Origin of the sequence: Rhodanobacter sp. C03, assembly GCF_002001175.1 — a bacterium.
GTDB lineage: Bacteria > Pseudomonadota > Gammaproteobacteria > Xanthomonadales > Rhodanobacteraceae > Rhodanobacter.
Map to the genome: position 1 here is coordinate 248,484 of NZ_MUNT01000007.1, position 13,704 is coordinate 262,187.

The 13,704-nt window shown below is 58.0% G+C and carries 9 protein-coding genes; 2 read left to right on the top strand and 7 right to left on the bottom strand.

Annotated features, from left to right (window positions below; translation table 11 throughout):
• Nucleotides 1–101 precede the first annotated feature (101 nt).
• The 7 genes from B0E48_RS13390 to tssI form a co-directional block, all read right to left on the bottom strand.
• Nucleotides 102–1,013, bottom strand: a complete 912-nt coding sequence (locus B0E48_RS13390; RefSeq protein WP_139350292.1) for a hypothetical protein — start codon at nt 1,011–1,013, stop codon at nt 102–104.
• Nucleotides 1,014–1,066: 53 nt separating this feature from the next.
• Nucleotides 1,067–2,176, bottom strand: coding sequence for a hypothetical protein (locus B0E48_RS13395; protein WP_139350293.1), 1,110 nt, complete (start codon nt 2,174–2,176; stop codon nt 1,067–1,069).
• A gap of 188 nt (nt 2,177–2,364) precedes the next feature.
• Nucleotides 2,365–2,970 (bottom strand): hypothetical protein, encoded by a 606-nt coding sequence (locus tag B0E48_RS13400; protein ID WP_139350294.1) that lies wholly within the window; start codon nt 2,968–2,970, stop codon nt 2,365–2,367.
• Between the two features lie 148 nt (nt 2,971–3,118).
• Nucleotides 3,119–4,384, bottom strand: coding sequence for a hypothetical protein (locus B0E48_RS13405; RefSeq protein WP_139350295.1), 1,266 nt, complete (start codon nt 4,382–4,384; stop codon nt 3,119–3,121).
• Nucleotides 4,385–4,387: 3 nt separating this feature from the next.
• Complete coding sequence (locus B0E48_RS13410) at nt 4,388–5,188, bottom strand: hypothetical protein (protein ID WP_077518643.1); 801 nt, start codon at nt 5,186–5,188, stop codon at nt 4,388–4,390.
• A 2-nt stretch (nt 5,189–5,190) separates the two neighbouring features.
• Complete coding sequence (locus tag B0E48_RS13415) at nt 5,191–5,781, bottom strand: DUF4123 domain-containing protein (RefSeq protein ID WP_077518644.1); 591 nt, start codon at nt 5,779–5,781, stop codon at nt 5,191–5,193.
• Entirely contained in the window at nt 5,782–7,899 is a 2,118-nt protein-coding gene (gene tssI / locus B0E48_RS13420; RefSeq protein WP_168170364.1) for a type VI secretion system tip protein TssI/VgrG, read from the bottom strand.
• A gap of 688 nt (nt 7,900–8,587) precedes the next feature.
• Between tssI and B0E48_RS13425 the strand changes: the two genes are divergently transcribed.
• Complete coding sequence (locus tag B0E48_RS13425) at nt 8,588–13,213, top strand: RHS repeat-associated core domain-containing protein (RefSeq protein ID WP_168170365.1); 4,626 nt, start codon at nt 8,588–8,590, stop codon at nt 13,211–13,213.
• Between the two features lie 6 nt (nt 13,214–13,219).
• Nucleotides 13,220–13,666: an SEL1-like repeat protein gene (locus B0E48_RS17585; protein ID WP_139350296.1), complete on the top strand. Its 447-nt coding sequence runs from the start codon at nt 13,220–13,222 to the stop codon at nt 13,664–13,666.
• Nucleotides 13,667–13,704: the final 38 nt, after the last annotated feature.

Below are 13,704 nucleotides of genomic sequence, written 5' to 3' on the forward strand. Positions count from 1 at the left end.
CGGCAGCGTGAGTTGTCCTTGTATCGTGTGACCTCATGGGTTTTCGCGGAAATCACGCCTTGGGATGCCAGGATGTCGATCCGCATTCGATTCCGGTCGATTCAGTGAACTGCGGGATACGTCGCCCGTATCTGCCGGTACTGTTCTTCCAGTTCGGCCGGCAACGGCTTCATCGCTGCCCGTTGATTCAACGCTTCGATCACAAGTTTCTCCATCGGCAGGCGTTCTTGCCGTTCTTCGCTCTGTCCGGTGTATCGCAGGAGAAGCTTCAGCTGCAATAGCTGCTGCAGTGACGATCGCGGGTTTTGCTCGGCAACGAATTCGCGGCACAGAAACCGCACAGGGTCGGTTTGAGGCGCGGCGAGCCCTTCATGCGTGATGGCGAACACCACGATGCCGAAGATGAAACCACGCAGATCTACGCTTGTGATCGGATCCTTGAGCAACGACTCCAGTGCCGGAGCCAGTGAATTCCACGGAGTCTTATGCTGAAGCAGTACGCGTAGTGCCGCCTCGCGCGCCTTGTCGCTGCGGCTGGTGCGAAGATAGTCCAGCCACGCGGCCGACTGCCCAGCCCCTGGGACCTCCTGCAATCGAACAATATCGCCAAGCAGGATAACGAGTGCCCCCGCATCCTCGCCTGCCGGCAACACGGTGGCCGGTTTCCCGGTGGATCCTTGCAGAAACAGCACGGCAGTCTGGCCGGGTACCAGGTCGCCGTAATCAGCTTGCCAATACGGGATATCCGGATTGGAAGGCACCATTGACGAGTGCTCTACACGTGTAAAAGTCAAAATTGTGGTGGTCGCAGCCCCCTTGATGACATGCAGTTGTTCGATCTGGGCGGAAACGGTCCAGATCAGTGGAATAGGTTCAAGGCCGGCGGATGACGAAGTGACGACTCGGTTGTAGTGCGTGATTTTGCCGGCAACAATCAGCGGAGACCTGGCAGCCAGCGATTCGATGCCCGACTGGTAGATCTGATCTGCGCCGGTTCCGGCGAACGCGGTCATGGCCATTGTTCCTCCAGCAAGGACTGCAAATATGGAACCTGAATTCACGGGGATCATATGCCTGGCGCTGCATTCGTGTTGACGGTGTGATTGACGTTGGGGTAGGGGTCGGCAAGATTCGGTGTGCCGCCGCCTTTGCCGATGCCAACCGGACCTATGGTGGGGTTTTGTGAGAACGGCGTGCAGCGGTTGCCCACCGGCTGTGTCGTGTCGACAGCAACGTTGAGCTGCATCGACCATTCGAAGTTGCGCAGGAACACAAACGACGTCGCCTTGTCGTGCACGGCCCATTCGATGTTCTGCACTACAAGCCAGACCTTGAAACCATCGGAGAAGAACATCTGTCGCAGCTGCCGATTGATCGGTGGAGGTGGGGCAGGCGCGCCGCCGCGCGGGTCGACCCAGTCAGTGGATTGATTGGGGCTGTCCTCATGATGGACGGTTTGTCGGTCGCCATCTCCGGTAAATGGCGTTACCCCTTCATAAAACGGCTTGGGTCCGTTGATCTGGTCGCGGATGGGCAAAACGACCGTTATCTCGATCAAGGTGTGGGTATAGCGCATGCGTCGATCATTGGTGAGCACGGTCTGCAGGAATCCGACCTGGTGGTTTTGCGCGCAATCGGTTTTTCTCGGGCAAGACGCATCGAGCTTGATCTTTACCTTGGGATCTGTGGACATGGTGGCGATACCTGGCGCATTGCCCAGGTCCACGCCGAGCGCGGCTTCGTTAGCCTGGGTAACGCCACCGGTGACGGTGGTGTCGGTCACTTCAAAATCGATGCCGTGGATCGGCACAGGTTTGGAATCGCTTGCGGTACCGTTTGGATGGGTATAAGTGACGGAGACTGAAGCCGTCTTGGCGGGAATCTTGCCGGTGGCATCGTCAGGCTTGAAGCTGCGCAAATTCACGGTATCGCCAGTGCTCACCGGATTTCCCGTGCCATCCACCAGTGCCGCGTCACCACCTGACACGGTCCAACTGAAGGTGCCCCCAGATGGAGTGCCGACTGCGGTAATTGCCAACGGATGTCCCGGGCAGGCTACTGCCGCCGACAGGGTGATTACCACCTTGACCTGCAACGGACACGGCGCCTTGCTGCCCGGCGCGCAACTGCTCGCGCCGCTGGCGCTGGGAGATGGTGTCTTGTCGCCCCAACACATTGCACAACGCTCCCGATGGCATCGCGCCGGATCACACGCTTCGCTACTGCCAAGTGCAGCTCAAGCGCACCGACGATATGACTATCTTGTGGCTTTGGCCCGGTACTGCCTATGTGCGTGAAGGATTAGGCCGCGTGGTCTAAGCCCAGCCAACGGCAATCCTCCGCGCATGTCCGGATAGGTGCAGTTCAGTGCTTCGGCACGGTGCGCAGCTCGTCTTCGAACCACTGGGCATCGTTTTGGAATCCGACGATTGCGGGTTGCCGCTTGTAGAGCACGATGAAAAGCTTGCCATGGTGTAGCAGCATGTCTTCGCGCTGGAACCAGGACGTCGTCAGGAACGGGTCCTGCATCGGCGCGGTGGACATGAGGGTGCCATCCGCCATGTTCGATGGATAGTGAAAAGCTTCGGTTTCGCCGGGGTTAATGGCCCGAAGCATCAGTTTGGCCGCGGCTTCAATCGATGCTCTGTCCCAGGCTCCCGTCCGGGGGGCCGGAAGTCGCACGATGAGAAAATTGACACCTTCGAAAATATCGACAGACGATCCATCGAGAACATACGCATGATGCAAAAGATCGAGTCCGATCTTGCCTGCTGGATGGTAGCTGTGGCTTGCATGATTTGGCGGCGCGTACGGGTTGGCGGCTTGACTCAACATGGTTTCGCACCATTGCATGGATTCGGTCCTGGCGCCGCTGTTGAACGTCTCGAAGTCCGCGATGGCAATGAAATCTCCAGCGGGGATGCGTTCGATCTGTTGCAGCCAGTGTTCGATGATCTCGCTTGCGTTCATGGCATTCTCGTTTGAGGCGTGTCGCTGCGTGGAACGTGCGGTCGATATCGCTGTGGTCATGAAGCACAACAAGATCAGGCCGAGTACTTGCCGTACGCTGAAGATGTGTGGTTCGCCACGTCGTTTCATGAGGGAGGCAGTTCGGGTTTCAATCATCATAGATCGCGATGATCTTTGTGATTTTCAGGCCCGGCAACTTGTTCGGGTCGTCGTCGTTCGGGTACCAGGCAGAGGTAAACTGGACAAGCGCCTGAAATGAATGCTTGAGCACCGCATCGGCGCTTTTCTCGCGGCTTCCGTTCTCGCCGCCGGGGTAGTAGTGGGTTTCCAGTGACCCGCTTTTTCCTTCGGGGCCGTTCTTGGCCGTGAATTTCAGGCAGGCCTCGAAGGCGTTGAAACCCATGCTGGTGGTTCCGTCCGGCATCTTCGTTTGCGATGGTGGGTATCGCCGTCCGACATCGTGCTCGGTCACTTCCTGGTCGACCAGGGAGTAGCCGGGATGGTGGTGCAGGGCGGGCATGGCCGTGCTCTCTGGATCCTCTTTGGCGGTTTTGGGCGATGCGGGATCGGCATAGACATAGACCATGACAGCTTCTCCGGGGAAGCCGAGCTGCAGGATGATTTTTCGTGCGAAGCGAACGATCGCCTGGCACTCAGCCGAGTATTCGATGTAGTCGGCAATGGGCCATGCACCGCCTTCGTTGTTGAAGTATTTCGGATGATTGAATTTCGACGGCACGGCCGGGTTCGCCTTGAGCGCATAGCCCGGAATCTTTTTCATGAGTTCGTGTACAACGTGGTGTGGATTGGTGCTGGCCATTGGCGACACCAGTTCCATCGCCATGCGCATTCGTTTTCGGGTGACTGCGTGCGTGTGGTTGCCGGTGTCGCGCGGCTGGTCGACGGTGACGAAGATGGTGTCGGACGTACTGTCGGACAGTGCAGTACTGGTCGTTGTGCTCCAGTGGATGCTGTTGCTCAGGACGTGCACCGTCTTCTCGAGCTTTCCCGCGGACTCCATGTGCAATGTCAGGGGGCCGGGGGCGAAGGTCACGCCGGTCTTTTCGAAGACCAGACCGTTGAGAATGCTTTCGCCACGGATGTCGCCGACCTCGCTACAGGCATCAGGTGGTTCGATCTGCAGAGTCAGTTCGACCGATACGGCAAGGTCCATCGAATGCGTGACCGGGTCGCCCTTGCTAGTGGTCCATTCGGGTTTCTGATAGCGGACACCGCTGTCTTTCCAATCCTTTTCATTGTCCTTGAGAAGATCGTGATCGGAGAGGAATTTGAGTGAAACGATGCTGATGCTGGATATCGGCTTGCACTGAAACGGACACGATGCGCTGCTGCCTGGCGGACACGCGCTGGCTCCGCTGGAACTTGGCGTGGGTGGTCTATCGTGGGGAGGCACTGCCTAGGTTCCCGTCTGGTGTGCGAAATCCCACCAGTTTCCCAGTACGCCGAGCGCTTTCAGATAAAGCTTGTCGACGCGTTTGGTCGGCGTGCGGATCGAACGATCCTTCAATGTCGGTGCAATCCACGGCAGTAGTGGATCGCGCTCAAAACCGCTGCCGAGCACGAACATCAGCGTGGCGATCAGGGTGATGCCGCGCGTACCGGTGATACCGTAGCCCGCACCGGTCCCGATCGCCGTGCGAACCAGTAACTGCACGTGCTCCGTGCCGATGTTATTGCACTTGGCCGGAAACACCTGTCGCAAGCGTGCCTGCAGTGCATGGTCGAACACCGGAAGGTTGTGCGGGCCGAGCGATTCGTCCGGCATCGTGCGAAGCTGTTTCAGTTCCGCTGCAAAGCGTGCGGTGTTCGGCGTGCCGCTCGCGTCGCGGTAGTCGGGAATGATGTGTTCGATGTATTCCCACGCGCGCGCATAGAAGCGGTCACCACGCGCGACCTGGTCGGCGGAAGGGGACTCTTTGAGGATTTCAGCAGCCCATGGCAACAGGGGGTCGGTGTCGAAGCCGCCGCCGAGCAGGCACATGAATTCGATGTACATGCGCACGCAGCATTCCGCGGTGAAGCCGTAACTCTTGGATTTCTCCCATCCATACCGTATGACCCGGCGCATCTGCTTCTCGCCGAGCAAATGGCAATGACCGGGGAAATACTCTTTCAGATGAGCGTAGGTTCGGTCCTCGAAAGCGAGGGTGGCGGCACGCTCCAGCACATCCATCTGAGTCTGGCGGATCGTCAGCATGGCTATCTCCCGAACCCAGCCGACGAGCCGGCGTAGGTCTGCTCGGCCATCCTGATGGCTTGAGACTGCAGCGAGCCGGACGCGATCGAAAACCGCAAAAGAACGTCCGGGTCTTCATCTTCAAGCATGAAGCACAGTGCAGGTCCGAACATCATCGCCAACTGCTCCTTGTCGCAGGTAGGCAGAAACGTGCGTAGCACACGCGGGTCGTAGTAGCGGAAATACATCGGCTTGATGGTGGGGTCGTAGACCATCAGAAAGGTACGCAGATGTCGGCGCAGTTGTTTGAACGGTATTGACGCGCGCAGGAAGATTCCCCAGCTGTCGCCCCAACCATTTCTGACCAGTGCATCGATAAAGGCATGGTCGCGTTCAAGCTTTACCAGGTAGGGTGCTGCGCGTACGAGGTCGGGTGCGAGTTCGCCGGTGTAGAGACATTCGAACTCGCATTCCGATCTGACGACGGAGGGATAGATGCCGTCGTTGCGTGCACCGTCGAGCACGGCGTACAGCTGGGTGCCATCGTCTGGGTGCGTTGGCCACAGTGTGCTGAGGACTTTTTCTGCGTGGGCGTACGGCATGGCTTCATTCACCTAGGTCTGCCCTGATGCCTGGGCTTTTCGCGCGGCTTCGCATTTCTCGCAGAAGGGCGTGCCGGACTTGGCGGCATCCTTGAGTACGCCGGCCTGAGGGGATGCTGGCGGAGGCGGAGCATCGCCAGGAGCAGGGGGAGGCATCGCTTCACCCGGCTTGGCTTGGTCCGCTTCCAGCGGATCTTTCGGGGCAGTTGGCGAGCTCCCCGACCCGGTTCCCGCTGAACCGCCGCTATTGATCATCACCATCGTGCCTTGCATGGAGATGCCGGACGGATTGATGTTGATGAAGTTGCTGCCTACCTTCAGCGTCAGCGTCGCACCGGCCTCGATAACCAGGTTCACGCCGGCCTTGAGATGGATTTCGGTGCCCGCATCCAGCGCTGCGTTGGAGCCGACTTTCTGCTGCAGGTTGGTGCCGGCATTCAGCGACACGGTGCCATCGACCTTTTCGTTCTGGTCGCCGGTGATGGTGAGGTGCTTGTCGCCCGTCACTTTCTCCAGCTGATCTCCTTTGACGATCAGGTGGCGATCCTTGCCGATCCATTCCATCGAATCGTTCTTCACGCGAGCGTCCCGATTGCGCTCGGCATGCGTAAACAGCTGCTCGCTGCCCTTCTTGTCCTCGAAGCGTATCTCGTTGAATCCGTCACCGCCCTTCGATGACCAGCTCTTGAGCGTGCTCTTGGTCATCTCACCGGGTAGCGCGTACGGCACGGTGTTGTCGCCGTTGTAAACGCAGCCGGTGATCAGAGGATGGTCGGGATCGCCTTCCAGGAAATCGACAATCACCTCCATGCCGATCCGCGGCAGGAAGAACGCGCCCCAGCCGCGGCCGGCCCAGGCCTGCGATACGCGAATCCAGCACGAACTCTTGTCGTCGCTCTTGCCCAGGTGATCCCAGAAGAAATGCACCTTCACCCGGCCGTACTGGTCGGTGTAGATCTCCTCGCCGGCCGGCCCGGTGACGATCGCCGTCTGCGGCCCGCGCATGCGCGGGCGCGGCGTGTCGCGCGGCGGCCGGTAGGGGAGTGCCAACGGCATCACGCTGAAGTCGTTGCGGTAATAGCTGTCGCCACTGTCGTCGTCGAGATTGTTTTCGCCGCGATGATGTGCGCGCAGCGTGCGCCAGGCCGGTTCCAGCACCTCGTTCGGTGCATCGTCCAGTTGGAATGCCACGCCGGGGCGAATATCCAGATGCGTGCTGGCACCATCGAGCAGTTCGTGCCCGGCTTCCTCGATCTCCATCGCCAACTTGGTGCGATCGTCGCCGCCGCTGTGATCCAGATAGCCACCGGGGTAGCGGAAGCTCTGGAACGATTTCTGCGCGCCCACCGTGAGCATGGTGTCCACGCCCGCTTCCAGGTTCTGGGTGGGCTTGGTGAAGTCGAAGTCGCGCATCATCACGCGGCCGGTGCGCATGCGCTGCCGCCGCGTCAGCGCGAACACCACCGCCTCGTACTGCTCGGTCCAGTTGGCGGCGAAGCGCAGGTTCGTCACCTGGCCCTTGTAGTCCTTCTCCTGGTGATCGGAAATCACCAGCACGTCGGCCGGTTCGTGCGGATCGTGCTTGAAGAAATAATGGATGCCGGCATCCTCCAGCAGCCGCCCAATGAAATCGAAGCTGCTCTCGTCGTACTGCACGCAGTAGTCGAGCGGCGCGTAGGTGCCGGAGAGATCGGTTTCGTGCTTGCCCAGCTGCAGCTCGCCCAGGATCGTGTCGACGATGTCGGGGATGCTCTGGTTCTGGAAGATGCGGCAGTCCTCGACCAGCTTCAGCTGCCAGAACCACGGCACCAGCACCGCCTCGTAGGTGGTCATTTCCTGCTTGTCGCCGGCGCCGGCAAACCACTGCGAACCGCTGCGCCCGAAACTGGCCACGATGCCGCTCCAGCACGCACCCCCGTCGTCGTCCTCGTCGCCGCGGTTGGCCCACAGCGTAAGGCGCTTGCCGACCAGCTTCTTCGCATCGATCGCATCGTCTTCCGAAACGATCGTCAGGCGAAACTCGAACGGCTGCGACAGCGCCTCATCGCCCTCGAAACGATGCAGCAGCAACACGTCCTCGCTCAACGGCGAGGTGAGGTGGAAGGGACGTTGCTTGGTCGAGTACGGCATGGCGACGCAGGACGGGACAATGCCCCTATCCTGCGGATTCGCCACCGCCGCGACCATTCGCGGTATGGGGTAGGCCGAGTGGCCGATTGGACCACTCGAGTCCATCCGCATGACATCAGGAGATGCTTTGGCGTTCTGTCAAAAAGCTCGCTCCTTCTTGAAGCCGCCTGCAGAGATTTCTATGTCAGAGAAAGCCGCGATCTGTCGTAGGCGCGTACTGATATTTGCTGAACAAAAGTTCGCGCAAGATCGTACGGCGATGTTGGACACCAGAAGCAATAGCTAGAGACGTAGTGGCGTAGACGTGAGGCGAGGTTGCCGACACGGTGATCTCAGGGGTTAAGAGTCTCAAGTATCCGCAGTGCACGAGCAGCCGGAAAAGCCGGGTTGTCAGGGCGAGTGCGTTGAAGCCAGCGAGTACCAGTTGCTGCCGACTACGTATTTTCTTGCTGTTTGACACGTCGATCGTTCATGGGATTCCCGTGTATAGATTTCTGCCGAAGTGACGCATGCTCGCAACTGAAAAATTGAATGCTTGAAAGCCGGGCATGCCGCGAATCGATTCAGAGACACGCTAACAGCCACAGGAAGACTCATCGGGAATTCACGGGTTCCCGGAAGCCACGCACATCGACGTGATCCGTGCACGATGCAGCATTGGGGCACGATGCAGCATTGGGGAAGGCACATGGACTTTGCACGTTTCGCCATTCTGGCGCTGGGTCTTTTGATCGGTTCTATAGGGGCGGCGCGGGCCACTGACCCACCCACTGCAGTTGCTATTCGGGTTCATTCCGCCGTTGCCCATGCGCAGGCAGTTCAGGTACCAAACGCGCTGACCTTCCCAGGCTTTACCGCCAAACCACAAGCACTCACGGCCCTCGCATCCCCGGCAGGGCTCGCTCCTGACGTTACTTATGGGGCGCCATACAAGTATGGCGCTTGGTTCCCGGGTGGAAGTGGCTGTGTGAGCGGCCCCCGATTCCCTGTCTTTACAGGGCCTCCCGAGTTGACTGTCAATGCGGCGATTGCTGATTATGAAAATCAATTCATCTCTTGCTTTGGGGGCGGGTGCGACTGGACTGCTGTTCTAGGTCCTGATCCAACAGATCCAAGTCCAGATATTTTTGCCTATATTGAAGATGGCGGTGGCTGCACGGGAGGAAATGAGGACATCTATGGAACAGCCCATTCTGCAAACGTTGGCGATGGCAACGTCAACGGTGACGGAGAAGGGGATCAGGTCAATAGTGCCGCGCCTGACGTCGGCGATCCCATCAATGCATCAACAGGCAACAAATACCTGAAGCAGGATGATTACGTTGACAACACGACTTGGCTGACTCTCAGCCGTTTCTATAACAGCAACGACGCGACACCCCGTAGTTTCATGGGTGCCCAATGGCGCCATAGTTTCGATCGATCGCTTCTCATCCTGGGCAGCCCGACCTCGACCATCATCATGACGCGTCCCGATGGCTCGCAAACGACGTTCACGAAGGGCGGTGGCGGATGGGTCAACCCCTTGTCATTGGTCGATCAACTCACGGAAACCGACAATGCGCAGGGTGTCGCGACTCTATACACCGTTTTTATCGGCGCCAATCGTCATACCGAAACGTACAGTACAGCGGGCTTGTTGCTATCGGTCACCGATCAGACCGGTCAAGGTATAGTGCTGACATACAGCACGCCATCGACGCCGACCACGATCGCACCTTCGCCGGGTCTGCTGCTCACAGTCACCGACTCAAGAAATCGCCAACTCAGTTTTGCGTATAACAGCAGTGGTCTCGTCACTCAGGTCACGTTACCCGACATGGGAACGTTGACTTATGTCTACGGTGGTAATGGGGACGGTGCCATTACGGCTGTTAATTACCCGGACCTCAGCAGCAAGCAATACCTCTACAATGAGTCTGGTTTAGTTGAGGCAAGCTCCCTCTATAGCCCGTACTTGACCGGCATCGTGGATGAGAGTGGCGGCCGCTACAGCACCACCGGATACGATGCTGAAAATCGCGCGATTTTAACGTTTTTTGGTGAGGGCGCGAATAACACGCAAGTGACCTACAACAGTGACGGAACAGCGACGACCGCTTATCCGTTGGGCCACAACGCCACGATGAGTTTTTCGCAGACCAATGGATTGAACCAGATCGGATCCATCGATCAATCGTGCACTCCCGACTGCAATCAGCGATGGAAGACCCGTACCTACGACACCAACGGTTACCCGGCGTCCTATACCGATTTCAAGGGCAACCTGACGACCACGCAATACAATTCCTACGGTTTGCTGCATATCGAGATCGACGGAGTAGGTAGCGCCAATCAGCGCACCACCACGACCGTCTGGAATGGGGGGTTACGCGAGCCGCTGACTCGTCAGGTGCAGAATGCCCAAGGCACTCTGGTAACCGCAACCGCCTGGGCATACAACTATCTGGACGAGATGAACGCGCGCTGCGAGATTGACCCAGCGGTGCCGGGTGCCATGTCTTATACATGCGCAAATACCACGGTGCCCCCGGCTGGTGTGCGGCAGTGGGGTTATCACTACTGCGGCGGTGTTGATACGGTTCAATGTCCCGTGATTGGTCTGCTTCTGAGTGTCGATGGTCCGCGCACTGATGTATCGGATGTGACGAGCTATGCGTACTACATGCTAGATGGCGTGAACCATCATCACGGTGACCTGAAGTCGATCACCGATCCGCTGGGCCACGTCACCACGTATCTGGTCTACGACGGTGCCGGGCGCGTCACCAGCATGCAGGACGCCAACGGTGTGGTGACCAACCTGACCTATACGCCACGCGGCTGGCTCGCCACGCGCAGCGTCGGTAGCGCCATCACCTCGTTCCACTATTGGCCTTACGGAGCAGTCAAGACCATCACCGATCCCGACAACGTCACCACGACGTTTACCTACGACGGTGCGCATCGCCTGACCGACATCACCGATGCGCAGGGCAACGATCTCCACTACACGCTGGATGCGTCCGGCAACAAGACCGGTGAGCTGATCCATCCGGTGTCCAATAGCACCCCGGTGAAAAATCTCACGCGGATCTACAACACCTTGGGCCAGCTCACCACGGTGATCGACGGTCTGAACAACACTGTCTTCAGTGCGAGCACCAGCACCAGTTACGATGCCAATGGCAATCTCGTCAACAGCGTCGACGCCCTGGGCTATCAGCGCCAGCAAAGCTTCGATGCGCTGAACCGCCTGAGCAGCACGATTGCCAACTACAACGGCGCCGATCCGGCGACCAGCAACACTAAAACGACGATAAACCGCGATGCGCTGGATCGCTTGGCGAGCGTCATCGATCCAACGGCCCTTACCACCACTAACACCTTCGATGGACTCAGTAACCGCACCAGGCTGCAAAGCCCGGATACCGGCACGAGCAATGACACCTTTGATGCAGCCGGTAATCGTCTCGTGCACACCGATGCGAAGGGCATCGTTGGTACCTCGACCTACGATGCCGACAATCGCATGGCCAGCACCAGCTACGCCGACACCACGCTCAACGTCACGTACAAATACGACGAAGCCAACTCGGTCACCGGCTGCAGTGCATCGAGCCCGATCGGTAGGCTGACGCGCATCGTGGAAGGCAACGTCACCACGATCTTCTGCTACGACGTGCGCGGTAACGTCATCCAGAAACAACAGGTAGCTTCGACCCATACGGACACCACGCTGTACGGCTACACCCTGGCGAATCGACTGAACAGCGAAAGCACGCCCAATCACACCACGATCAGCTATGCCTACGACATCAACGGCCACGTCAGCGGCGTCACGGTCACACCCAGCGGCGCCAGCTCGGCACCACCCACGGTGGTCAGCGGCATTACATGGATGCCGTTCGGGCCGATCAGCAGCTACACGCTGGGCAACGGCCAGATCATTACGCGCACCTACGACCTCAACTACCGGCTCACCGACCTGACCAGTCCGGCGTTGGCGCTGCATTTTGCTCTTGATGCGATGGGCGACATCAAAGCCCTGGGCAATGCACCGGGTGCCAATCCAGCAACGGAAACCTACAACTACGATCCGTTGTATCGGCTCAATAAGGTCATCGAGAGCAACGGCAGCACGCTGGAGAGCTACACCTACAATCCCACCGGCGATCGGTTGAGCAAGACGACCACGGGTCTGGCCGGGGGTGCGTACCTTTACACCACCGGTACGCACCAGCTCGCCAGCATCGGCAATGCTTCCCAAGCCAATGATGTCGATGGCAATACCACGGGCAGCGTCATCGGCGCCAACACCTCCGGCTACCACTACAACGCCCGCAACCGCCTGGACCTGGCGCAGCTCAATGGTCAGACCGTGGGCACCTACACGTACAACGCCCTGGGCGAACGCATCGGCAAGGTGGCGGCAACGACCGAGCGTTATGCCTACAACGAAGCAGGCCAACTGATCGGTGAATACGGCACCACCAACCGCGACTACATCTGGTTGGGTGGTTTGCCGGTGGCGGTGATCGACAACACGATCAATGGTAGCGTGACCAGCAGTACGGTCAACTACGTGACCGCCGATCAACTCGGTACGCCGCGGGCGGTGACCAACAGTGCGGGCACCGTGATCTGGTCGTGGGCCTATCAGGGCAATCCGTTCGGCGAACAGCAGCCGACGTCAACCACCGGCTACGTGCTCAACCTGCGCTATCCGGGCCAGTATTACGATGCGGAGTCGGGGACGAACTACAACCTCAATCGTACTTATGAATCCGCGACAGGGCGGTATTTGCAGAGTGATCCGATCGGATTGGCGGGCGGTATATCGACTTATGCCTATGTCGGCGGCAATCCATTGGACGGGCTTGATCCGCTAGGGTTGATAAATCTGAATTTATTCCCGGTATTTCAAGATATATATCTATACGCGCAAGCTATTCCAGATGTACCCGGTCAGTATATTGTTGGCGGTCATGGATCATCAACAAGCATGTCTGCGCCAGATGGTACTCCCCTTACACCTGATCAGATCGCGGCAATGATTGAATCGGACGATAACTATGCGCCAGGTGAGCCGGTCACATTGGTATCTTGTGATACTGGAGTCCCTGCTGCTGATGGCTCACCATCATTTGCCGAGCAACTGGCCGACGATCTCGACGCGTCGGTTACGGCTCCGAATTCCATTGCGTGGCTTAGTCCTGACGGGTTTTATAGAGCTGCGGGATCATATGTCCCATCCAACCCCGACTTTGGCCCTAGTATCCTCGAGCCTGGGCAATTCATTACATACCTTCCCACACTGACACTGCAGGAATGAATCGCTATGAAATTTGTTGTGTGCATGTTTTCTTCAATACTCCTTGCAACTGCTGCTATTGCGCAGCAAGCGCCAATGTCAACTTGGATGACGCATCAAGTTTCAATTAATGGGAATGAAGGCGTCGCTCTAACTGACCAGCAAGTTGCGACATACTCAGCTCAGGCTTTACGGGGATCAGGCGCCGCGGCTAATAGACTCGGTGAACATTTTCTTTTAACAATAAATAATAGACGCCTTGCGGAATATTGGTATCTCATTTCCGCAGAAGATGGAGATGCGGGTGGTCAACGTGGCTATGGTTCAATGATCCTTGAGGATTCGAGTGAAAACAAAACAAGAGCAATTTTTTGGTTGGAAAAATCCGCAAGCCAAGGAGATGCTATAGCCAGAAATAGTCTGCAGCACATTATGCATTGCCCGAATTTGGTCGCCAGTGAACCTTGCAGTTAGGGTAACTACCCGGCGCTTCGTATAACTGTTTTCGACCT